Source organism: Curtobacterium sp. PhB172 (assembly GCF_003752545.1).
Taxonomy (GTDB): Bacteria; Actinomycetota; Actinomycetes; order Actinomycetales; family Microbacteriaceae; genus Curtobacterium.
In genome coordinates this window covers 198733-220604 of the sequence record NZ_RKIF01000006.1, presented here as the reverse complement: position 1 = coordinate 220604, position 21872 = coordinate 198733, and the positions used below count along the sequence as shown (strand labels likewise).

The 21872-nt window shown below is 70.4% G+C and carries 20 protein-coding genes and 1 tRNA gene; 3 read left to right on the top strand and 18 right to left on the bottom strand.

Annotated elements, in window-relative coordinates; genetic code table 11:
- Positions 1 to 27: 27 nt before the first annotated feature.
- From EDF42_RS05415 to EDF42_RS05375, 9 genes are all read right to left on the bottom strand, one after another.
- The gene (locus EDF42_RS05415; RefSeq protein WP_123339744.1) at positions 28 to 930 is read right to left on the bottom strand and encodes a F0F1 ATP synthase subunit gamma; all 903 of its coding nucleotides are present in this window, start codon (positions 928 to 930) and stop codon (positions 28 to 30) included.
- Positions 931 to 2559, bottom strand: a complete 1629-nt coding sequence (gene atpA / locus EDF42_RS05410) for a F0F1 ATP synthase subunit alpha (RefSeq protein WP_123339745.1) — start codon at positions 2557 to 2559, stop codon at positions 931 to 933.
- Positions 2560 to 2666: 107 nt separating this feature from the next.
- A complete protein-coding gene (locus tag EDF42_RS05405; RefSeq protein WP_123339746.1) occupies positions 2667 to 3461 on the bottom strand; it encodes a F0F1 ATP synthase subunit delta in 795 nt (264 codons plus the stop codon).
- Positions 3462 to 3463: 2 nt separating this feature from the next.
- A complete protein-coding gene (locus tag EDF42_RS05400; RefSeq protein ID WP_123339747.1) occupies positions 3464 to 4018 on the bottom strand; it encodes a F0F1 ATP synthase subunit B in 555 nt (184 codons plus the stop codon).
- A gap of 9 nt (positions 4019 to 4027) precedes the next feature.
- Positions 4028 to 4264 carry an ATP synthase F0 subunit C gene (gene atpE, locus EDF42_RS05395; RefSeq protein WP_027465781.1) on the bottom strand — a complete coding sequence of 79 codons (237 nt, stop codon included), beginning with the start codon at positions 4262 to 4264 and terminating at the stop codon, positions 4028 to 4030.
- Positions 4265 to 4325: 61 nt separating this feature from the next.
- The gene (atpB, locus tag EDF42_RS05390) at positions 4326 to 5186 is read right to left on the bottom strand and encodes a F0F1 ATP synthase subunit A (RefSeq protein ID WP_260235122.1); all 861 of its coding nucleotides are present in this window, start codon (positions 5184 to 5186) and stop codon (positions 4326 to 4328) included.
- A 107-nt stretch (positions 5187 to 5293) separates the two neighbouring features.
- Complete coding sequence (locus EDF42_RS05385; RefSeq protein WP_123294279.1) at positions 5294 to 5785, bottom strand: hypothetical protein; 492 nt, start codon at positions 5783 to 5785, stop codon at positions 5294 to 5296.
- Positions 5782 to 7008 (bottom strand): MraY family glycosyltransferase, encoded by a 1227-nt coding sequence (locus EDF42_RS05380; protein ID WP_111083866.1) that lies wholly within the window; start codon positions 7006 to 7008, stop codon positions 5782 to 5784. Before EDF42_RS05380 ends, EDF42_RS05385 begins: the two co-directional genes overlap by 4 nt.
- Positions 7005 to 7679 (bottom strand): L-threonylcarbamoyladenylate synthase, encoded by a 675-nt coding sequence (locus EDF42_RS05375; protein ID WP_123294277.1) that lies wholly within the window; start codon positions 7677 to 7679, stop codon positions 7005 to 7007. The genes EDF42_RS05380 and EDF42_RS05375 overlap by 4 nt, the downstream gene beginning before the upstream one ends.
- Positions 7680 to 7716: 37 nt before the next feature.
- Between EDF42_RS05375 and EDF42_RS05370 the strand changes: the two genes are divergently transcribed.
- The gene (locus tag EDF42_RS05370; RefSeq protein ID WP_148067621.1) at positions 7717 to 8367 is read left to right on the top strand and encodes an HAD family phosphatase; all 651 of its coding nucleotides are present in this window, start codon (positions 7717 to 7719) and stop codon (positions 8365 to 8367) included.
- Positions 8368 to 8692: 325 nt separating this feature from the next.
- Here the strand turns inward: EDF42_RS05370 and prmC are convergent, their stop codons facing one another.
- The 9 genes from prmC to argS form a co-directional block, all read right to left on the bottom strand.
- Positions 8693 to 9568, bottom strand: coding sequence for a peptide chain release factor N(5)-glutamine methyltransferase (gene prmC, locus EDF42_RS05365; protein WP_123671684.1), 876 nt, complete (start codon positions 9566 to 9568; stop codon positions 8693 to 8695).
- A gap of 14 nt (positions 9569 to 9582) precedes the next feature.
- On the bottom strand, positions 9583 to 10665 hold the full coding sequence (prfA, locus tag EDF42_RS05360) for a peptide chain release factor 1 (protein WP_123339751.1): 1083 nt from the start codon (positions 10663 to 10665) through the stop codon (positions 9583 to 9585).
- A 3-nt stretch (positions 10666 to 10668) separates the two neighbouring features.
- Positions 10669 to 12954, bottom strand: a complete 2286-nt coding sequence (gene rho / locus EDF42_RS05355) for a transcription termination factor Rho (RefSeq protein WP_123671683.1) — start codon at positions 12952 to 12954, stop codon at positions 10669 to 10671.
- A 182-nt stretch (positions 12955 to 13136) separates the two neighbouring features.
- Positions 13137 to 14075, bottom strand: a complete 939-nt coding sequence (gene thrB / locus EDF42_RS05350) for a homoserine kinase (protein WP_123339753.1) — start codon at positions 14073 to 14075, stop codon at positions 13137 to 13139.
- A gap of 77 nt (positions 14076 to 14152) precedes the next feature.
- Positions 14153 to 15232: a threonine synthase gene (thrC, locus tag EDF42_RS05345; RefSeq protein ID WP_123671682.1), complete on the bottom strand. Its 1080-nt coding sequence runs from the start codon at positions 15230 to 15232 to the stop codon at positions 14153 to 14155.
- Between the two features lie 70 nt (positions 15233 to 15302).
- Positions 15303 to 16610, bottom strand: a complete 1308-nt coding sequence (locus tag EDF42_RS05340; RefSeq protein ID WP_123339754.1) for a homoserine dehydrogenase — start codon at positions 16608 to 16610, stop codon at positions 15303 to 15305.
- Between the two features lie 25 nt (positions 16611 to 16635).
- A complete protein-coding gene (gene lysA / locus EDF42_RS05335; RefSeq protein WP_123339755.1) occupies positions 16636 to 18063 on the bottom strand; it encodes a diaminopimelate decarboxylase in 1428 nt (475 codons plus the stop codon).
- Positions 18064 to 18121: 58 nt separating this feature from the next.
- Entirely contained in the window at positions 18122 to 18877 is a 756-nt protein-coding gene (locus EDF42_RS05330; protein ID WP_123671681.1) for a DUF2993 domain-containing protein, read from the bottom strand.
- A 190-nt stretch (positions 18878 to 19067) separates the two neighbouring features.
- Positions 19068 to 20738 (bottom strand): arginine--tRNA ligase, encoded by a 1671-nt coding sequence (gene argS, locus EDF42_RS05325; RefSeq protein WP_123671680.1) that lies wholly within the window; start codon positions 20736 to 20738, stop codon positions 19068 to 19070.
- Positions 20739 to 20797: 59 nt separating this feature from the next.
- On the opposite strand from argS, the gene EDF42_RS05320 reads away from it, so the two are divergent.
- Together EDF42_RS05320 and EDF42_RS05315 are read left to right on the top strand one after the other, a co-directional pair.
- Positions 20798 to 21373 carry a hypothetical protein gene (locus tag EDF42_RS05320; RefSeq protein WP_123671679.1) on the top strand — a complete coding sequence of 192 codons (576 nt, stop codon included), beginning with the start codon at positions 20798 to 20800 and terminating at the stop codon, positions 21371 to 21373.
- 423 nt (positions 21374 to 21796) lie between these two features.
- Positions 21797 to 21868, top strand: a tRNA-Arg gene (locus EDF42_RS05315).
- Positions 21869 to 21872: the final 4 nt, after the last annotated feature.

Here is a 21872-nt window from a genome sequence, read left to right as displayed (position 1 = left end):
TGGGTATCTGTCCGCGAACGACGCGGACTACTTCTTCTTCGACGAGAGGGCGTCGGCGCCGCCGACGATCTCGGAGATCTGCTGCGTGATCTCCGCCTGACGCGCGTTGTTCGCGAGTCGGGTGAAGTCACGGATCAGCGAGTCCGCGTTGTCGCTGGCCGCCTTCATCGCCTTCTGACGGGCGGCGTGCTCGGAAGCAGCCGACTGCAGCATGGCGTTGAAGATGCGGCTCTCGATGTAGACCGGGAGCAGCGAGTCGAGCACCGCATCGGCGTCCGGCTCGAACTCGTAGAGCGGCAGGGGCTCGTTGCCCTCGGGCTCCTCGACCCCTTCGACGACCTCGAGGGGCAGCAGGCGAACGACCTGCGGCTCCTGCGTCGCCATGCTGAGGAACCGGTTGAACACGATGTGGATCTCGTCCACGCCGCCCTCTGCGGTGTCCTGGAGGAACTTCGCCACGACGGCGTCGCCGATCTCCTTGGCCGTCGAGAACTCGGGCTGGTCGGTGTTCCCGACCCACTGCTGCTCCGACGCGCGCTCACGGAACGCGAAGTACCCGACGGACTTGCGGCCGACCAGGTAGTAGACGACGTCCTTGCCCTCGCTGCGGAGCAGGGAGGCGAGCTCCTCGCCCTGCTTGAGGACGTTCGTGCTGAACGCGCCGTTCAGGCCGCGGTCCGAGGTGAAGAGCACCACGGCCGCACGGGTCGAGGACTCCGGCTCGGTGGTCAGCACGTGGTCGACGTTCGAGAACGTCGCCACGGCCGACACCGCACGCGTCACGGCTCGCGAGTACGGGCCGGACGCAGCCATGCGGGCCTGCGCCTTCTGGATCCGCGACGCCGAGATCAGTTCCATCGCGCGAGTGACCTTCTTCGTGGTCTTCGCGGACTTGATTCGCTGTCGGTAGACCCGGACCTGCGCTGCCATCTAGCGACGACCCTTGACGATCTGCTCCTGGTCGACGTCCTCGGAGTCTGCCGCGTCGAACTGCTCGGAGCCGAGGGTCTTGCCGTCGCTCGTCTGGAAGCTCTTCGTGAACTCGTCGATCTGCTTCGACATCTCGGCGACGGTCTCGTCGCTGAGCTGGTTCGTCTCGCGCAGGGTCGTGAGGACCTCGGAGTTGCGACGCAGGTGGTCGAGCAGTTCGGACTCGAAGCGCAGCACGTCCGGCACCGGGACGGTGTCGAGCTTGCCGTTGGTGCCGGCCCAGATCGAGACGACCTGCTCCTCGACCGGGTACGGCGAGTACTGCGGCTGCTTGAGGAGCTCGGTCAGGCGGGCACCGCGGTCCAGCTGACGACGCGACGCCTGGTCGAGGTCGGACGCGAACATCGCGAACGCCTCGAGGGAGCGGTACTGCGCCAGCTCGAGCTTCAGCGTGCCGGAGACCTTCTTGATCGACTTCACCTGGGCGTCACCACCGACGCGGGACACCGAGATGCCCACGTCGACGGCCGGACGCTGGTTCGCGTTGAAGAGGTCCGACTGCAGGAAGATCTGGCCGTCGGTGATGGAGATGACGTTGGTCGGGATGTACGCCGAGACGTCGTTCGCCTTGGTCTCGATGATCGGGAGACCCGTCATCGATCCGGCGCCGAGCTCGTCGGACAGCTTCGCGCAACGCTCCAGCAGACGGGAGTGCAGGTAGAAGACGTCACCCGGGTACGCCTCGCGCCCCGGCGGACGACGCAGGAGGAGCGACACGGCGCGGTAGGCCTCGGCCTGCTTCGACAGGTCGTCGAAGATGATCAGGACGTGCTTGCCGGAGTACATCCAGTGCTGGCCGATGGCCGAGCCGGTGTACGGGGCGAGGTACTTGAAGCCGGCCGGGTCGGACGCGGGGGCGGCGACGATGGTGGTGTACTCCATCGCGCCGGCGTCCTCGAGCGCACCCTTGACGGAGGCGATCGTGGAACCCTTCTGACCGATGGCGACGTAGATACAGCGGACCTGCTTGTCCTCGTCGCCGGACTCCCAGTTGGCCTTCTGGTTGATGATCGTGTCGATCGCGATGGCCGTCTTGCCGGTCTGGCGGTCGCCGATGATCAGCTGTCGCTGACCACGGCCGACGGGGATCATCGCGTCGATGGCCTTGATGCCGGTCTGCAGCGGCTGGTGGACCGACTTGCGGGCCATGACGCCGGGAGCCTGCAGCTCGAGGGCGCGACGGCCCTCGGCAGCGATCTCGCCGAGACCGTCGATCGGGGCGCCGAGCGGGTCGACGACGCGACCGAGGAAGGCGTCGCCGACGGGGGCGGAGAGGACCTCACCCGTGCGGGTGACCTCCATGCCCTCTTCGATGCCGGCGAACTCGCCGAGCACGATGGCGCCGATCGAGTCTTCATCGAGGTTCTGCGCGAGGCCGAGCGTGCCGTCCGCGAAGCGGATGAGCTCGTTGGCCATAACGCCGGGGAGGCCCTCGACGTGCGCGATGCCGTCGCCGGCGTCGGTGACGTGCCCGACCTCGGCCGTGGAGGCCTTCGTCGGCTCGTAGTTCGAGACGAAGTCCTTCAGGGCATCACGGATCTCATCGGGGCTGATGGTGATGTCTGCCATGGGATTTTCCTTGTGGTTTTCCGGGGCCCTTCGGCTCCGAGAGGGTGACGCTGCCGGACTCGGCAGTTCCCGTTGTGGACTTGGGAGGAGCGGCTTCGACCGTACGCCTAGCCGGCGAGCTGGAGCCGGAGCTCCGAGAGCCGCGTGGACACGGTGCCGTCGATGACGTCGCCGCCGATCTGCACCCGGACCCCGCCGACGACCGTGGGGTCGACGACCTGGTTGATGCTGATGTCCTTGCCGTAGCGCTCGGCCAGCCCGCGTGCAACGCGTGCCGACTGGGCGGTCGTGAGTGCCGTGGCGGTGACCACGGTCGCGACGAGCTTGCCGTCCTGCTCGGCCACGATGCGCGAGGCATCGCGGACGAGTTCACCGATGCGGCGGCCGCGAGGCTGCTGCACGAGCGCGGAGACGATCGTCACGGTCTGCTGCGACGCCTTGGGGCCGAGGAGCCGCTCGACGAGCGCGCCCTTCTGCGCCGGGCTGCCGAGCTTCGTGCCGAGTGCCAGCTCGAGGCCGGCGTCCGAACGGACGGCGGTCTCGAAGGCGAACAGCTCGGACTCGATCGGCGAGTCGGAACCCGCGGTGGCAGCGACGGCGCGGATGCCCGCGTCCTCGATGCCGGCGAGCAGGTCCTGGTGCGAGGACCAGCGCGAGCCGGCCACCGCGGTCAGGACCGCACGAGTCGCGTGCGACTGACCGGCGAAGACGCGGTCGATGAGGACCTTCTTGCCGGCCGGGTCGGCCGTCGGGTCGGACAGCAGCCCGAGCAGCTGCGGCGCACCGGCGATCGCACGCCCGGAGGCGAGGATCTCAGCACCCACGGCCAGGTCGGCGCTCGAACCGAGGTCCGAGAGCACCGCCCTGGTGGACGCGAGTGCTTCTCTGGTAGCGCTGCGCATGCTCAGTGCTCCCCCGTCTTCGTGGCCTGCGAGGCCTCGAGATCGGCGAGGAAGCGGTCGACGACTGCCGACGACTTGGCGTCGTCCTTGAGCGATTCGCCGATCACACCGGACGCGAGGTCGAGGGCAAGGGTGCCCACCTCGGACCGGAGGGACTGGACGGCGCTCTGACGCTCGGCTTCGATCTGCGCCTGGGCGTTGGCCGTGATGCGTGCTGCATCGGCCGCTGCCTGCTCGCGGACCTCATTGCCGATCGCCGTGGCGTCGGCGCGGGCCTGCTCACGGATGCGGGACGCCTCGGAGCGGGCGTCGGCGAGCTGCTTGTTGTACTCGTCGAGCGCAGCAGCGGCCTGCTCCTGAGCAGCCTCTGCCTTCTTGATGCCACCCTCGATGGCCTCAGTGCGCTCATCGAGCATCTTCGTGATGCGCGGCGTGACGACACGCCACATCACCAGGAAGATGATGACGAAGGCCACCGCGGACCACACGATGTCGTACAGCGGCGGAACGAGGGGGTTGTGCGTCTCCTCCGCCGCGATGATGAGTGCGTTGTGCATCGAGGAACCTTAGTTCGTGAAGATGAAGTACGTGGCGATGCCGATGAAGGCCAGGGCCTCGGTGAAGGCGATACCGATGTACATGAGGGTCGTCAGGCGGCCCTGGAGCTCGGGCTGGCGGGCGACGGACTCGATCGTCTTGCCGACGACGATGCCGACACCGATGGCCGGGCCGATCGCAGCGAGGCCGTAGCCAACCGTCGCGATGTTGCCGTTGATCTCCGCGAGAACGGTCGTTGCGTCCACGTGTTTTCCTTTCGAGGTGCGGGTCCGACGGTTGCCGGTCCCGTAGGGGGTCAGTGAGGAATCAGTGCTCGTCAGCCAGCGCCAGCTGGATGTAGACGGCGGTGAGGAGCATGAAGACGTAGGCCTGCAGCAGCGCGACGAGGATCTCGAAGAAGCTGAACGCGATGCCGAACGCGAGGGTCCCGACGCCGAAGGCCTTGAAGCCGAGCGAAGCGTCGAAGAAGAAGAACTGCGTGGCCGAGAAGAACAGGACGAGCAGCAGGTGCCCGACGACCATGTTCATCAGGAGTCGCAGGGTGAGCGTCACCGGACGGAGCACGAAGGTCGAGACGAGCTCGATCGGCGTCACGATGATGTAGAGGAACCACGGCACCCCGGGCGGGAAGAGCGAGTTCCGGAGGAACGTGCCCGGGTGCTTGCGGAGGCCGGCGTAGATGAACGCGACGTAGGCGACGATCGCGAGGATCATCGGCATCGCGATGCGACTGGTGCCGGCGAGGTTCATGCCCGGGATCAGACCGGTCAGGTTCATGAACAGCACGCCGAAGAAGATCGTCGCCAGGAGCGGCAGGAATCGCTTGCCGTCCTCCTCTCCGAGGTTGTCGAAGGTGTTGCGACGAACGACGTCGAACGCGTACTCGATGAACGCCTGACCGCGGTTCGGGACGAGCTTCAGCGCGCGGGTTCCCACGAAGGCGAACACCAGGAGCACGGCGACGGCGAAGAAGCGGATGAGGACGACCCGATCGATCTCGAACGGCGTCCCTGCGAAGAAGATCGCATCCGGGAAGAACTCGTTGATCGACGGACCATGGAACTCGGCGGCCTTGCTGCTCCCCGCCGCAACGGTGTCAACCGCAGCAGAGAGGGACAGGGGAAGAGCGTGGGATAGCAGCGCTGTCTCCTGTGTCGGCGCGCGCACATCATGGCACGCGATGGTGGACGTTGTGGAGGCTTGCCCGCTCCGAGCGAAAGGCTCCGGTGGCGGACTCCGAGAAGCCTATCAGGTGCGAGAGGCTTCCCGGCTTCTCAGTTGCGGGGGGTCGGGTTCTCAGCGTCCGCGGAGCCACCGGACCCGTCGCCGGGCAGCTGCACGCCGATCGGGATGCGGGCCTTCGCCACCGCGACGACGTCGATGACCAGGGACCCGACGACCCCCGCGATGATCACGATCGCGAGCACCGGGAAGTCCACCCAGGTACGGTCCTTCAGTGCCACGAGCAGCACGATGAACACGATGAACTTGAGCAGCCAGGTGCCCATCACGATGCCGAAGAAGGCCCCGGAGATCATCTGCCCCTTGGACACGCGCAGCGCGACGAGGACACTGACCGCGGTGAGGCCGAGGAACACCACGCTGAGCACGGCTCCGAGCAGGCCCCCGACGAGCCCGGGAGTGTCGGCGACGAGCAGCCCCACGACTCCCCCGACGATCGCCAGGGCGACCGCGAGCACGGCGCCCCACGTGATGATGCGGCGGAACACCGGCCGGACGTGGTCGAGCGCGTTCGGTGCGGTCACGTGATGTCTCCTGGGATCGTGCGGTCGTTGGCGGCCCGGTCGAGCGGGTCGAGGCTGGCGTCCACCACGGCGGCGGAGCGGTTGGCGGTCTGGGCGGCGATCTCGGTGCGCTTCCGGCCGAGCGGCGCGAACGTGGCGACGGCGCACACGGTGAAGCCGACCGCGACGAAGGCGACCACCCAGTACCAGTCCACGAACAGGAACAGCAGGCACCCGACCGCGACGGTGGCGGTCCACGCGTAGAAGATCAGCACGGCGTGGAAGTGCGAGTGCCCCATGTCGAGCAGGCGGTGGTGCAGGTGCTTGCGGTCGGCCGAGAACGGTGACTTGCCGGCGCTGAGCCGCCGGGTGACCGCCAGGCCGAAGTCCAGGATCGGGACGATCAGGATCGCGAAGGGCAGCAGGATCGGGATGAACGCCGGCAGCAGCGCCTGGCGTGTCTGCACCGCTGCGGGATCGATGTTGCCCGTGACCGACACGGCGCTGGTGGCCATCAGGAAGCCGACGAGGAGCGCTCCGGCGTCGCCCATGAAGAGCTTCGCGGGGTGCCAGTTCAGGATGAGGAACCCGAAGCAGGAGCCGACGAGCACCGCGGTCAGCAGTGACGGCAGGTTGAAGAAGAACTCGGTCTGCACGACCACGCGGTTGATGAAGAACGTGTAGAGGAAGAACACCCCGCCGGCGATGATCGCGACCCCGGCGACCAGGCCGTCGAGTCCGTCGATGAAGTTCACCGCGTTCATCACGAGCACCACCGCCAGCACCGTGAAGATCAGGCTCATGTAGGACGAGCCGACCCCCAGCGTGTTGCCGATCGGCAGCGACACGATCGCGACGCCCTGCCAGGCGAGGATGCCCGCGGCGATGATCTGCCCCGCGAGCTTCGTCATCCAGTCGAGGTCCCAGATGTCGTCCGCGACGCCCAGGACCACGATGATCGTCGCTCCCCCGAGCACCGCCAGCACGCGGCCGGGTTCGGAGAACACGAGCCGGAAGTAGTCGGTCCCCGCGATCGACGGGAACAGGAACCACGCCGCCAACAGCGACACGATGACGCCGATGTACATCGCGATCCCGCCGAGGCGCGGCGTGGGCGTGCGGTGCACGTCACGCTCGCGGACCTGGGGGTACCACTTGTACTTGAGCCCGAGCTTCCACACCAGCACGCTGACCAGGAAGCTCACGACCGCGGCGATCGCCCCCGCCAGCAGGTAGTACTTCATCCGACGAGGTCGGCTCCGACGACCCGGATGATCTCGTCGTCGGAGATCACCCCGTGCCGGACGATGCGGAGCTTCCCGCCGTCCGACAGCCCCGTCGCGTCGACGATCGTCGACCCGGTGGAGGCCTCGAAGCCCTCGTGCTCCCCGATCGCGCCGCCGTCCAGGTACACGGCGACGCTGTCGCCGAGCATCCGCTCAGCGGCGTCGACGTCCATCGCGGCCGGGTCGCCGGTCGAGTTCGCGGACGAGACCGCGAGCGGACCGACCTCTTGCAGGAGCTCGAGCGCGATCCGCGAGTCCGGCATCCGCAGGGCGACCGTGCCCCGCGTCTCGCCGAGGTCCCAGTCGAGCGACGGCTGCGCACGCAGGATCACAGTGAGGCCGCCGGGCCAGAACTCGGCGACGAGGTCGCGCACCTGCTGCGGCACGTCGCTCGCGAGCGCGTCGAGCGTCGGCGGGCCGGGGATCAACACCGGCGGCGGCGACTGCCGCGTCCGGCCCTTCGCGTCGAGCAGCCGCTGGACGGCGGCCGCGTTGAAGGCGTCCGCGGCGAGGCCGTAGACGGTGTCGGTGGGGACGACGACGAGGTCTCCGCGCCCGAGGGCGGCACGTGCGAGCCGCATCCCGGTCAGGAGCCCGTCGGAGTCGGTGCAGTCGTATCGGGATGCCATGACTCGACGATGATAGTGCGACACAATGGAGGACATCGTGAACGAGACCCCTGCGCCCCACCTCCTGTTCCTCTTCGACATGGACGACGTCCTGGTCCGGTACGACTGGCAGGTGCGGATGGCCGCACTCTCCGAGTTCACCGGACACGAGACCGAGGAGCTCCGTCGCCGCTGGTGGGACTGCGGCCACGAGATGCGTGCCGAGGCCGGCGACTTCGCCGACGGCGACGAGTACCTCGCCGCGTTCGAGCGGGCCATGGAGTGCGACGTCCCCGAGGCCGAGTGGGCGCGCATCCGCGGGTCCGCGATGACCGAGCTGCCGGAGCGCATCGAGGCCGTCCGGATCGCGAGCGAGCACGGGCGTGTCGGCCTGCTCACCAACAACGGGCCGCTCGCGGGTCGGTGGATCCACCAGTGGGCACCGTCACTGCCGGGGCTGTTCGGCGAACACCTGGACACGTCGAGCAACTTCGGCGCCCGCAAGCCCGAGCCCGAGGTCTTCCTCCGCGCGATGGAGCACCACGGCGTGCCCGCCGAGCGCACGTTCTTCGCCGACGACATGCCGGAGAACATCGCGGGTGCCCGGAGCGTCGGCATCCACGCGGTCCTGGTCGAGCGCGAAACCGACCTGCGCGAGCACGTCCGCGCCTTCGTCGCGCAGCAGCGCGAGGCCTCCCCCGTCGCGTAGCCCGCCACGCCCGTTCCATCCCATCACGGTCGCGCTGGAAAGCAGGAACGGGCATACCTGGTCATCCCGAACGACCCGGTACGCCCGATCCCACCCGGTACGCCCGGATCCGCTCGGCACACGCACGCACGCACGAGTGAGGGACGGGAGGCCCGCCCCGCGCCCGCCACGCCCGTTCCTTCCCATCACGGTCGCGCTGGAAAGCAGGAACGGGCATACCTGGTCATTCCGAACGACCCGGTATGCCCGATCCCACCCGGTACGCCCGGATCCGCTCGGCACACGCACGCACGGCCGAGCGACGGGAGGCGCGGCTCGGCTCCGACTACCGGGTCGCGGTGGTCGTGCGGTCGCGACCCGTCAGGTCGACGTGCGTCTCCGGGGTCCGGAACCCCCGGCGCGCAAGGACCTCGCGCACGCCAGCGCCCTGCGGCTCGGCGTGCTCGATGACGAGCACCCCGCCGGGCACGAGCAGCCGCCACGCCGTCTCGGCCAGCGCGCGCACGGCGTCGAGGCCGTCCGGTCCGCCGTACAGCGCCATCGCGGGGTCGTGGTCGCGGACCTCGGGGTCGATCGGGGTCGCGTCGTCCGGTACGTAGGGCGGGTTCGACACGACGACCGAGACGGTGCCGTCGAGTTCGGGCAGCGCATCGGCGAGGTCGCCGTCGACGAGTCGCACCGTGCCGCCGTGGGCGTCGATGTTCCGGCGGGTCCAGGGCAGGGCCTCGGGCGATCGTTCGACGGCGTACACGACGGCGTTCGGCACCTCGGTGTCCATGGCGATCGCGATCGCACCGCTGCCGGACCCGAGGTCGACCGCGATCGGCTCCGGGACGGCCACGGCCCGCAGCGCGTCGATGCCGAACTGCACGACGCCCTCGGTCTCGGGACGGGGCACGAACACGCCGGGTCCGACCGCCAGGGTCAGTGCACGGAAGTACGCCTGCCCGGTGATGTGCTGCAGCGGCTCGCGGGTTCTCCGCCGCGCGATCGCGTGCCGGAAGCGCTCGACGTGCTCCGGAGCGATCGCGCCGCCGGTCATCGCGCGGGCCTGCACGGCACCGCGCGAGGTGTCGGTCGCCCACGCGAGCAGCAGCTCGGCGTCGACCTGGGGTGTCGGGACGCCGGATGCGACGAGCGCCGCGGCCGCCTGCTCGAGCAGGCGATCCGCGGCGAACGTGCGGGGCGTGTCGGAGGTGATCCGTGCCTCCAGGGCTACGCGTCCTGGTCGCCGATGGCGGCCAGACGTGCCTCTTCGTCCGCCTGGATGGCGGACTGGACGACGGGCTCGAGTGCACCGTTCATGACGCGGTCCAGGTCGTACGCCTTGTAGCCGGTGCGGTGGTCCGCGATCCGGTTCTCCGGGAAGTTGTACGTCCGGATGCGCTCCGAGCGGTCCATCCCGCGGATCTGCGACTTGCGCGCATCCGAGGCGATCGCGTCGAGCTCCTCCTGCTGCCGCGCGAGGATGCGTGCGCGGAGCACGCGCATGCCGGCCTCACGGTTCTGCAGCTGCGACTTCTCGTTCTGCATCGCCACCGTGATGCCCGTGGGCAGGTGGGTGATGCGGACCGCGGAGTCCGTCGTGTTGACGGACTGCCCGCCGGGGCCGGACGACCGGTACACGTCGATCTTCAGGTCGTTCTGGTTGATCGCGACCTCTTCGGGCTCGTCGACCTCGGGGAACACCAGCACGCCGGTCGTCGAGGTGTGGATGCGCCCCTGCGACTCGGTCTGCGGCACGCGCTGCACACGGTGCACGCCGCCCTCGTACTTCAGGTGCGCCCAGACGCCCTGCGACGGGTCGGTCGTGTTCGACTTGATCGCGACCTGGACGTCCTTGTAGCCACCCAGGTCGGACTCGGTGCGCTCGAGGAGCTCGACCTTCCAGCCCTTGGTCTCGGCGTAGTGCGAGTACATGCGCAGGAGGTCGGCCGCGAACAGCGCCGATTCCTCGCCGCCCTCGCCGCCCTTGATCTCCATGATCACGTCGCGCCCGTCGTCGGGGTCGCGCGGGATGAGCAGCCGCCGGAGACGCTCCTGGCGCTCCGACAGCTGCTCCTCGAGCGTCGGGACCTCGTCCGCGAACGCCTCGTCCTCGCGCGCGAGCTCCTGGGCGGCGGCGAGGTCGTCCCCAGCCGCCTTCCAGGCCTCGTACGCGGACTTGATCTGGTTGAGCTCGGCGTACCGCCGGTTCACCTTCTTCGCCCGGGCCGCATCGGCGTGGAGCGCGGGGTCCGACAGCTGCTGCGTCAGGTCCTCGTGTTCCGCCAGCAGCCCTGCCACCGACTCGAACACGCGTTACTCCTGGTGACCGTTGTGGTGAGCGCCGCCGGTCGTCGGGACCGACTTCTGCACCTGCACCAGGAACTCGACGTTCGACTGCGTCTCCTTGAGGTTCCGCAGCACGATCTCGAGGGCCTGCTGCGGGTCGAGCCCGGCGAGGGCTCGGCGCAGACGCCAGGTGATCTTGACCTCGTCGGCGGAGAGCAGCTGCTCCTCGCGACGGGTACCGGAGGCGTTGACGTCGACGGCCGGGAAGATCCGCTTGTCCGCCAGGTGACGGTTCAGGCGGAGCTCCATGTTGCCGGTGCCCTTGAACTCCTCGAAGATGACCTCGTCCATCTTGGAACCGGTCTCGACGAGCGCGGTGGCGAGGATGGTCAGCGAGCCGCCGTCCTCGATGTTGCGCGCCGCACCGAAGAAGCGCTTCGGCGGGTAGAGCGCCGCCGAGTCGACGCCACCGGAGAGCACGCGGCCCGACGCCGGGGTCGACAGGTTGTAGGCACGGCCCAGACGGGTGATCGAGTCGAGCAGGAGCACGACGTCGTGGCCCAGTTCCACCAGGCGCTTCGCACGCTCGATGGCGAGCTCGGCGACCGTGGTGTGGTCCTCGGCCGGACGGTCGAAGGTCGAGGCGATGACCTCGCCCTTCACCGTGCGCTGCATGTCGGTGACCTCTTCGGGCCGCTCGTCGACGAGGACGACCATGAGGTGCGCCTCGGGGTTGTTCTTCGCGACGGCGTTGGCGATGGCCTGCAGCACGACGGTCTTGCCGGCCTTGGGCGGCGAGACGATGAGGCCGCGCTGGCCCTTGCCGATCGGCGACACGAGGTCGATGATGCGGGTGCTCAGCTTGCCCGGCTCCGTCTCGAGGCGCAGGCGCTCGTTCGGGTACAGCGGGGTGAGGTCCGAGAACTCGACACGGGCCGCTGCTTCTTCGGCGGTCTGGCCGTTGACCGAGTCGACGGTCACGAGCGCGTTGTACTTCTGACGGCTCTGCTGCTCGTTGTCACGGGGCTGCTTGATCGAACCGACGACGGCGTCGCCCTTGCGCAGGTGGTACTTCTTCACCTGGCCGAGGGAGACGTAGACGTCGTTCGGTCCGGGCAGGTAGCCGGTGGTGCGGACGAACGCGTAGTTGTCGAGGACGTCGAGGATGCCCGCGATCGGGATCAGGACGTCGTCCTCGGTGACCTCGGGCTCGAAGTCGTCGTTCTGGCCGCCACGGCCGCGCTTGCGGTCACGCTGGCGACGGCTGCGGCCGCCCTCGGTGTCGTCGGCGTTCTGCTGGGCCTGCTGGCCCTGCTTCTGCTGACCGTTCTGCTTCTGCTGGTTCGCCGCCTGCGGCTTCTGCTCGGCGCGGTCGTCCTGCTTCGCGTCGCGCTGCTTGGCGTCGCCCTGCTTCGGGTCGCCCTGCTTGGCGTCGGCCTGCTTCTGCTGGTCGCCACCGTTCTGCTTCTGCCGGCCGCCCTGCTGGTGCTGCTGGCCGTCCTGCTGCTCGCCGTTCTGCTCGCCGTTCTCGGCGTTCTGCCCACGGCCACGACCACGACCACGGCTGCGACGGCCGCGACGCGAACCGCCCTCACCGTTCTGGTCGTTCTGGTCGCCGGAGTCGGCGGCACCGGACTGGTCCTGCGACTCGCCCTCGGTGCTCTGCTGTTCGGTGCTCTGCTGCTCGGTGCGCGCCGGCTGCTCGGTGCGGGCCGGCTGCTCGGTCCGGGCAGGTGCCGAGGTCGGCGTCTGCTGCTCGGCCGGCTCGTTCGGCTGCTGGGCCTGCTGGTCGGCGCCGCGCTGGACGCGGCCGCGACGCTGCCCACCGGTCTGCGTCTGGGCGGCTTCCTGGGCGTCCTTCTCGGCACGCACCTGGTCGAGGCCCGCGAGCAGGTCCTCGGTACCGGTGTGCCCGGCGTTCGTGTGCTCGGCAGCCGAGGTCGGGCCGGCGTTCACGGTGCCACCGGACGACGCGCGGCGCGAACGGCGGACACGCGACGGCGCGGCCGGCTCGGACTCGACGGCGGGTGCCTCGGGGTCGGCGACCGGAGCGGTCGGTGCCTCGGCTGCGGGCTCCGGCAGCGTGGGCTGCTCGGTCACCGGGGCCGCGGCGGGGGTCGTGGCGGGCGCTGTCGCGGCCGGGACGTCGTCCGTGACGGGGCGCTTGTCCTCGATGGAGGCGATGAGGTCGCCCTTGCGGAGCTTCGAGAGCCCGGTGATGCCGAGCGAGGAGGCGATGCGCTGGAGTTCCGGCAGGCGGAGGGCGCGCAGGTCGCTGGGGATCTCCACCGGGGTGGAGTTGTTGTCGGTCAAGGTCGGTGTTTCCTTTCGAACCGCAGAACGCGGAGAGTTTCCACCGTCCCGGATGCACGGGTATGCATCGACCGCCGTTCAGACGACGGACCGGGATTCGGTGATCAGAAAGAGATGCACACCCGCGCGCCGGACCCTGCGACGTCGCAGGCGCTGTCCTTGGGGACGGGCATACCGTGCGGTTACGCGGGTTCGGCTTCGAGCGCCGAGTGCGCCACCACTGTAGCACCACCGAGATCGACGGCCAGCATGAGCGCGCGCCAGTCGGATTCCCCGTGTCGGGCGACGAGATCCGCGGCCGTGAGCCGTTGTGCCGGGTCGCTGCCGAGCACGAGCAGGCTCGGTCCCGCCCCCGACACGACGGCCGCGAGGCCGTGCTGCCGGAGCAGGCCGATCAGTGCGTCGGTCTCCGGCATCGCGCTGGCCCGGTACGCCTGGTGCAGGCGGTCCTCGGTCGCGGCGAGCAGGAGCTCGGGGCTCTGGATGAGCGCGGCGACGAGGAGCGCGGAGCGGGAGACGTTGAACGCGGCGTCGGCGTGCGGGACGTTCTCGGGCTGCAGGGAACGGGCGAGCTTCGTCGACAGCGTGGACGTCGGCACGAACACGACCGGCGCGACGCCGCGGTGCACCAGGAGGCGCTTGTACGCGGGTCCCTCGGCCGTCATCCACGCGATGGTGAGCCCACCGAAGAGTGCGGGGGCGACGTTGTCCGGGTGCCCCTCCATCTCGGTGGCCAGGCTGAGCAGGGTCGAGGCGTCCAGGTCGACGATGCCCTCGAGCAGCCCGCGGGCCGCCATCAGGCCGGCGACGATCGCGGCCGCCGAGGAACCGAGCCCGCGGCCGTGCGGGATCGCGTTCGTGGCGTGCAGCTCGAGGCCGGGCTGGTCGACGCCGGCGTGCTCGAGGCCGCGGCGGACGGCACGCACGACCAGGTTCGTGTCGTCGGTGGCGACCTCGCCGGCACCGACGCCCTGCACCGTGACGGTGGCGCCGGCTTCCGGGCGGACCCGGACGACGACCTCGTCGTACAGCGAGAGCGCGAGACCGAGCGAGTCGAACCCCGGCCCGAGGTTGGCGGACGTCGCCGGCACGCGGACGCGCACGACCCGTCCGGCGGGCACAGCGTGGACCGCCCGTCCGGCCGGTACAGCACTGTGGGCGGTGACGCCCTCCCCCGGTCCGGACGAGCGGTCGGGGCTCACTGCGCCGCGACCAGTCCGAGCACGTCCGCGATCGACTTGGTGTCGACCGGCACGCTCGTCGGGGTGACCTCGCTGCCGTCCTCGGTGCGCAGGGCCCACTGCGGGTCCTTCAGGCCGTGGCCGGTGACGGTGATGACGACCTTCGCGCCCTTCGGCACGATGCCGGCGTCGGCACGCTCGAGCAGCCCGGCGACACCGATGGCCGACGCGGGCTCGACGAAGACGCCGACCTCGGCCGACAGGATGTGGTGCGCGGCGAGGATGGCCTCGTCCGAGATGGCGCCGAAGTAGCCGTCGGTCTCGTCGCGGGCCTCGAGGGCGAACTGCCACGAGGCCGGGTTGCCGATGCGGATCGCGGAGGCGATGGTGTCGGGGTTCTTGACGACCTCGCCGCGCACGATCGGTGCGGAACCGGCGGCCTGGAACCCGAACATGCGCGGGAGCTTCGTCGTGCGACCGGCGGCGACGTCCTCGCGGTAGCCGCGGGAGTACGCGGTGTAGTTGCCCGCGTTGCCGACCGGCAGGAAGTGGAAGTCCGGGGCGTCACCGAGGACGTCCACGACCTCGAACGCGGCGGTCTTCTGGCCCTCGATGCGGTCGTTGTTGACCGAGTTGACGAGGTGCACCGGGTAGTTCGCCGCCAGGTCGCGGGCGATGTCGAGGCAGTCGTCGAAGTTGCCCTGGACCTGCAGCAGCTGGGCGGCGTGGGCGACGGCCTGGCTGAGCTTGCCCATGGCGATCTTGCCCTCGGGCACGAGCACCGCGGCGGTGATGCCGGCGTGCGTGGCGTACGCGGCGGCCGAGGCGCTGGTGTTGCCGGTCGAGGCGCAGATGACGGCCTTCGCGCCGTGCTCGACGGCCTTCGAGATCGCCATCGTCATGCCGCGGTCCTTGAAGGACCCGGTCGGGTTCATGCCCTCGAACTTGACGTAGACCTCGGCGCCGGTGCGCTCGGAGAGCCGACGAGCCGGGATGAGGGGCGTGCCGCCCTCGCCGAGCGTGACGATCGGCGTCGCCTCGGTCACGTCGAGTCGGTCGGCGTACTCGCGCAGGACTCCCTGCCACTGGTGGGCCATCAGGCTTCTCTCTCTGTCCGGTGGGTCGGTCTGGTGGTGGTTCGCGGTCGGCCTGGAGGCCCGTGGTGCGTCAGGCGCCGACGAAGCGCAGGACGCTGGTCACGTCCAGGACCACGTCTTCGCCGCGGAGCGTGCGGACGGTGTCCGCCAGGTCGGCTTCGCGCGCCAGGTGCGTGCCGATGACGAGCGCTGCCGTCCCCTCGGAGGCACCCGTGGTGGTCTGCTCGACGGTCTCGACGCTCACGCCGTGCTTCGCGAGCACGCCGGCGACCGTCGACAGCACGCCGGGGGCGTCCGTGACGTGCAGGGTGATCTGGTAGCGCGTGCGGACGGTGCCGATCGGGAAGACGGGCAGGTCCGACTGGGTCGACTCCGCGACGCCCGGGCCGCCGATGACATGCCGACGTGCGGCGGACACCAGGTCGCCGAGGACGGCAGACGCGGTCTCGACGCCACCGGCACCGGCGCCGTAGAACATGAGGTCGCCGGCGGCCTCGGCCTCGACGAACACGGCGTTCTTCGCGCCGTGCACGCTCGCCAGGGGGTGCGACTCCGGCACGAGGGCCGGGTACACGCGGGCGCTGACGCCCTCGCGGCCGTCCTCGTCGGTCAGTCGCTCGGCGGTCGCCAGGATCTTCACGACGTAGCCGGCCTTGCGCGCGGCGCGGACCTGCTCGATGGTGACCGAGGTGATGCCCTCGCGGTGCACGGCGGCGAGCGGCACCGAGGTGTGGAACGCCAGCGAGGCCAGGATCGCGGCCTTCTGCGCGGCGTCGTAGCCCTCGATGTCGGCGGTCGGGTCGGCCTCGGCGTACCCGAGCTCGGTCGCGGTGGCCAGGGCGTCCTCGAACGTGGCGCCCTCGCGGTCCATCAGGTCGAGGATGAAGTTCGTGGTGCCGTTGACGATGCCCATGATCCGCTCGATGCGGTCACCCGCGAGCGAGTCGTGCAGCGGTCGGATGATCGGGATCGCACCGGCGACGGCGGCCTCGTAGTACAGCTGCGCGCCGACCTGCTCGGCCACCGCGAAGAGCTCCGGACCGTGGGTCGCGAGGAGCGCCTTGTTGCCCGTCACGACGTCCGCGCCGGACTGCAGCGCCTGCAGCACGAGCGTGCGCGCGGGCTCGATGCCGCCGATCAGCTCGACGACGATGTCGGCACCGAGGATGAGCGACTCTGCGTCGGTCGTGTAGAGGTCCTTCGGCAGGTCGACGTCACGCGCGGCATCGACGTCGCGCACGGCGATCCCGACGAGTTCGAGGCCGGCACCGGCGCGCGAGGCGAGTTCGTCGGCGTGCTCGAGCAGGAGCCGCGCGACCTGGGACCCGACCGAGCCGGCCCCGAGCAGCGCGACGCGGACGTTGCGGTATTCGATCATCTGGAGTTGGTTCCTGTTCGTCGGGTCAGCGACCGGTGCCGGCGTGGGGCACGGGGCGGACCCCGGTGTCGCGGGCGAGGAGGTCGTCGATCGACTCGCCCCGCACGAGGATACGGGTTGTGCCGTCCGCCACGGCGACGACCGGCGGGCGGCCCACGTGGTTGTAGTTGCTCGACAGCGCCCAGCAGTACGCCCCGGTGGCTGCGACGGCGAGCAGGTCCCCCCGCTGGACGTCACCCGGCAGGTACTCGTCGTTGACGACGATGTCCCCGCTCTCGCAGTGCTTCCCGACGACGCGGGTGAGCACGGCGGGTGCCTCGGACGTCCGGGCGAGGCGAGCGGTGTAGTCGGCGCCGTACAGGGCAGGACGGGCGTTGTCGCTCATCCCGCCGTCGACGGAGACGTAGGTGCGGGTGGCGTGGCCGGTGTCCGCGTCGCCGGTCTCGAGGGTGACGGGCTTGATCGTGCCGACGCGGTAGAGCGTGATGCCCGCCGGCCCGACGATGTAGCGACCGGGCTCGACGGCGACCTCGGGCACCGGGATGTCCCGCTCGGCACAGGCGTCGGCGATGATCGCGGCGAGGGCGTCGGCGACGTCCTCGGGCGCGAAGGCGGAGTCGGCCTCGGTGTAGTCGATGCCCCAGCCGCCGCCGAGGTTCAGCTCGGGCACCGGACCGGTCTCGACGAGGGTGGCGTGCACGTCCATCAGGCGTCGGGCGGCTTCGCGGAACCCGGATTCGTCGAAGATCTGCGAACCGATGTGCGAGTGCAGCCCGACGAACACGAGCGACGACTCGGCGCGCACCGCCTCGGCCGCAGCGACGGCCTCGGTGAGCGGGATGCCGAACTTCTGGTCCTCGCGCGCGGTGGCGAGGTACTCGTGGGTCGATGCGTGCACACCGCTGTTGATGCGGATGCGGACGCGCTGCACGACCCCGGCGTGGGCAGCGGCACGGGCGACGCGCTGGACCTCCTCGTGGCTGTCGAGCACGATCGTGCCCACGCCGACCTCGACCGCGCGGGCGATCTCGGCGTCGGACTTGTCGTTGCCGTGGAAGCCGAGCATCGCCGGGTCGATACCCGCGGCCAGGGCGACCGCGAGCTCCCCGCCGGTGCAGACATCCACGCGCAGGTCGGCCTCGGCCATCCACGCCACGACCTGCGTCGTCAGGAACGCCTTGCCGGCGTAGTAGACGTGCGCCCGGGTGCCGATGCCCTCGAACGCCTCGGTGAACGCGTTCCGCACCCGGACCGCACGGGACTGCACGTCACGCTCGTCGACGACGTACAGCGGGGTGCCGTACTGCCGGACGAGGTCCGTCGCGGTGACACCGCCGACCGCCAGGTCGCCGTCATCGGTCCGCGTCGCGGACGCGGGCCAGATCCGGTCCACCAGCTCGGAGGCGTCCGTCGGGAACCGCAGTCGCGGCGGTGCAAGGGGATTCTCGCTCACGGGACCCGATCCTACCGACGCGGGGCGGGCCTCCCGGCCGCGTTACGCAGCCACGGGGTCAGCCGCAGCTGCCGACCGTCTGCAGGCCCTGCTCGTTGAGCGGCAGCGCGTCCGCGGTGACGCGGACCGTCGCGTCGGCCTTCGAGACGTCGAGCGAGCGCACGCGGAGCGCCTCGGGCAGGAACTGCGCCGTGCAGACCTGCACCGGCACGTTCGTCACGCCGGGGATCGAGTCCACCTTGAGACCGAGGTCGGAGTTCGTGATCCGCACGCTCTTCGGGGTGATCGTGATGCCGCGGCCGTCGTCCTGCGCGACCACGTCACCCTTCGCCGCGTAGGTGATGTCGTAGCCGAGCACCGCCGTGGAACCGGACAGCTCGACGCCGCCGTCCACCAGGGACAACCGGTCGAACAGCGGGCTGTACTTCGACAGGTCCTTCACGCTCGTCGACGCCAGCGTGACCGTGCCGTCGACGTCGTGCACGTCGCCCTTGCCGTCCACGGGGACGTCCTTCGCGGTGACGTCGGCGGCGAGTGGGATGCCGTCGACGGTGAGCTTCTCGGACGTGATCTCGACCTGGTCGAGGGTGCCGCTGATCAGCTGCGGGATGACGATGCCGTCGGCGTGCGCCTCGACCTGGCCCGTGGTGCCGTCGGGCAGCGACTGCTCGACCTGCTGGGCGATGATGCGGTCGACGACCCCGCGGAGCACGAACTCGGCGATCACGACGAGGGCGGCGAGCAGGACGACGACCACGAGCAGGACGACGGGCCAGCGGCGGCGCTTGCGGGGGCGTTCGGTGGCGGCGGACATGCGTCCCACCCTGCCAGGTGGTCCCGTCAGCCTGCCTGGAGGCGCGGGGTGCGGGGCGCGGGGCGCGGGGCGCGGGCCGCACTCGATCGCGCCCCGCCAGGGTCATCGCGCCCGCGCACACCGGGGCGCGATGACCGTCAGGGGGCGCGTCTCGACAACGGCTCAGCCGTCTGCTCGCGCCGCCGCTCCGCTACATGCGGGACGGAGCGCTCACACCGAGCAGGCCGAGGCCGTTGCGGACGACCTGGCCGGTGGCGTCGTTCAGCCACAGGCGCGTGCGGTGCAGGTCGGTGACCGGCTCGTCGCCGAGCGGGGTCACGCGGCAGGCGTCGTACCAGCGGTGGTACAGGCCGGCGAGCTGCTCGATGTACCGGGCGATGCGGTGCGGCTCGCGGAGCTCCGCGGCGTGGCGCACGACGCGCGGGTACTCGGCGAGGGCGCCGAGCAGCGCACCCTCGGAGTCGTGCGTCAACAGCGAGGCGTCGAACACGGAGCGGTCGACCCCGGCGGCCTCGGCGTTGCGGGCCACCGACTGGGTGCGCGCGTGGGCGTACTGCACGTAGAACACCGGGTTGTCGTTGGTGCGCTTGACGAGCAGGTCGAGGTCGATGTCGATCGCGGTGTCGCTGGCGAACCGGACGAGCGAGTACCGGCCGGCGTCGACCCCGACGGCGTCGACGAGGTCCTCCATCGTGACGATGGTGCCGTTGCGCTTGGACATCCGCATCGGCTCGCCGTCCTTGAGCAGGTTGACCATCTGCCCGATCAGGATCTCGAGGTTCGTGCCCGGCTCGTCGCCGAACGCGGCGCACATCGCCATCATCCGGCCGACGTAGCCGTGGTGGTCCGCACCGAGCATGATCAGGTTGCGCTCGAAGCCGCGCTCGCGCTTGTCGAGGTAGTACGCCAGGTCGCCGGCGATGTACGCGGGCTCGCCGTCGGACTTGATGACCACGCGGTCGCGGTCGTCACCGAAGTCGGTCGTGCGGAGCCACTCGGCACCCTCGGCCTCGTACATCACGCCCGCCGAGCGCAGCCGGGCGATGGCGCGCTCGACGGCCTTCGACTCGTGCAGGGCGTTCTCGTGGAAGTAGACGTCGAAGTCCACACCGAAGTCGTGCAGCGACGACTTGATGTCCGCGAACATGAAGTCGACGCCCTCGCGCCGGAAGAGTTCCTGCGCCTCGTCGCGCGGCAGGTCCTTCACGTCGACCGAAGGGTCGAGCGTCGCGATGACGCGGGCCGCGATCTCGGCGATGTACGCACCGCCGTAGCCGTCCTCCGGCGTGGGCTCACCGAGCGCCGACGCGACGAGCGACCGGGCGAAGCGGTCGATCTGCGCGCCGTGGTCGTTGAAGTAGTACTCGCGGGTGACGAGGCCGCCCTGCGCCTGGAACACGCGGGCCAGGCTGTCGCCGACCGCCGCCCAGCGCACGCCGCCCATGTGGATCGGGCCGGTCGGGTTCGCCGACACGAACTCCAGGTTGATCCGGACGCCGTCGTACAGGTCGCCGTGCCCGAAGGCGTCGCCGCCCTCGACGATCGTGCGGGCGATCTCACCGGCTGCAGCGGCCTCGAGCGTGATGTTGATGAACCCCGGGCCGGCGACGTCGACCGAGGCCACGCCGTCGAGCTCGGTCAGCTCGCCGGCGATCTCCGTCGCGAGCTCGCGCGGGTTCGTGCCGATGCGCTTCGCGAGCTGCATGGCGGCGTTCGAGGCCCAGTCGCCGTGCGCACGGTTCTTCGGACGCTCGAGCACCACGTGGGAGTCCCCGATCGTCACGGTCTCGGACGCGCCTCGTCGCTCGACGATCCCGGTCAGGATCGACAGGTACGCGGCGGAGAGTTCGGCAGGAGTCACGGCGGACGAGTCTACCGGGACACCCAGTTGCACGCCGGACGATGGGCCATCATGTCGGGATGACCACCCGAAGCCGTGCCCGGGCGTGCTCCGTCGCCGTCGTCACCGCCGCAGCAGCACTCGCCCTGTCGGCTTGCTCGGGCGGCGGGGACAGCGACCCGACGCCCAGCCCGACCCCGGTCGGCAAGACGGTGTCGCAGACCTGCGCCGAGCTCCTGCCGACCGCGGCCCTGTCCGTGTACGGGACGACCTTCGCGCTCGACGACTCCTTCACACCGGCGAAGGGCTCCCCCGCCGCCACCATCGCGAAGCAGCGGGGCCGCGTCTGCCAGTTCGTCGCCACCGACGACGACACCGAGACGATCACCCTGGCCGTTGCCGACCTGCCTGAGAAGTCGCTCACGAACCTGAAGGACGCCCTGTACGACCGGGGCGGATCGGTCCCCACCTACCGCGTCGAGGGCTACTTCGCGCTGAACGACGGCATCGGCCGCGCGGACGCCTTCGCCGACCCGTACTGGATCACCACGCAGTCGACGCTGTTCACGGAGCCCGGCGGCGCACAGCCCGTCGTCGACGCGGTGCGCGCCGCGCTGCAGCCATCGGCGTCGGCGTCGGCGACGCCCGCGGGCTGACGCGCCCGCGCCGGCACGGTGCGGGGTCCGCCGCCCGGTGCGAGGTTGCACGCCTGGTGCGCGCTTGCAGCGCCGCACGGAGCGCGCAACCCCGCACGGGCCCGCGAAGTCCGCACGGTGCGGACGGGAGGCCCGTGGCGGGCCCGCACCGCGCCTCCCGTCCGACGGCGACCACGCACAGTGCCGGGTCCGCCGCCCGGTGCGAGGTTGCACGGCTGGTGCGCGCCTGCAGCGCCGCACGGAGCGCGCAACGCTGCACGGGCCCGAGACGCGCGCACGGTGCCGAGACGCGCGCACGGTGCCGACGGGAGGCCCGTGGCGGGCCCGCACCGCGCCTCCCGTCCGCCCTGCAGCCGCGTCTCGTGCACGACACGCGCTGTCCGGGAGCGCGCGCCGGACCTGCTACGGTTGTTGCACCCCTTGGCCCCCATAGCTCAGGGGATAGAGCACTGCCCTCCGGAGGCAGGGGCGGAGGTTCGAATCCTCCTGGGGGCACTGT

Excerpts from the sequence above, each read along its gene's own strand:
- EDF42_RS05340 (WP_123339754.1), bottom strand. The coding sequence starts at position 16,610 with ATGATCGAATACCGCAACGTCCGCGTCGCGCTGCTCGGGGCCGGCTCG.
- EDF42_RS05330 (WP_123671681.1), bottom strand. The coding sequence starts at position 18,877 with ATGTCCGCCGCCACCGAACGCCCCCGCAAGCGCCGCCGCTGGCCCGTC.
- EDF42_RS05380 (WP_111083866.1), bottom strand. The coding sequence starts at position 7,008 with ATGAAGTACTACCTGCTGGCGGGGGCGATCGCCGCGGTCGTGAGCTTC.
- EDF42_RS05375 (WP_123294277.1), bottom strand. The coding sequence starts at position 7,679 with ATGGCATCCCGATACGACTGCACCGACTCCGACGGGCTCCTGACCGGG.
- thrC (WP_123671682.1), bottom strand. The coding sequence starts at position 15,232 with ATGGCCCACCAGTGGCAGGGAGTCCTGCGCGAGTACGCCGACCGACTC.
- EDF42_RS05405 (WP_123339746.1), bottom strand. The coding sequence starts at position 3,461 with ATGCGCAGCGCTACCAGAGAAGCACTCGCGTCCACCAGGGCGGTGCTC.
- EDF42_RS05320 (WP_123671679.1), top strand. The coding sequence starts at position 20,798 with ATGACCACCCGAAGCCGTGCCCGGGCGTGCTCCGTCGCCGTCGTCACC.
- atpA (WP_123339745.1), bottom strand. The coding sequence starts at position 2,559 with ATGGCAGACATCACCATCAGCCCCGATGAGATCCGTGATGCCCTGAAG.
- EDF42_RS05400 (WP_123339747.1), bottom strand. The coding sequence starts at position 4,018 with ATGCACAACGCACTCATCATCGCGGCGGAGGAGACGCACAACCCCCTC.
- EDF42_RS05415 (WP_123339744.1), bottom strand. The coding sequence starts at position 930 with ATGGCAGCGCAGGTCCGGGTCTACCGACAGCGAATCAAGTCCGCGAAG.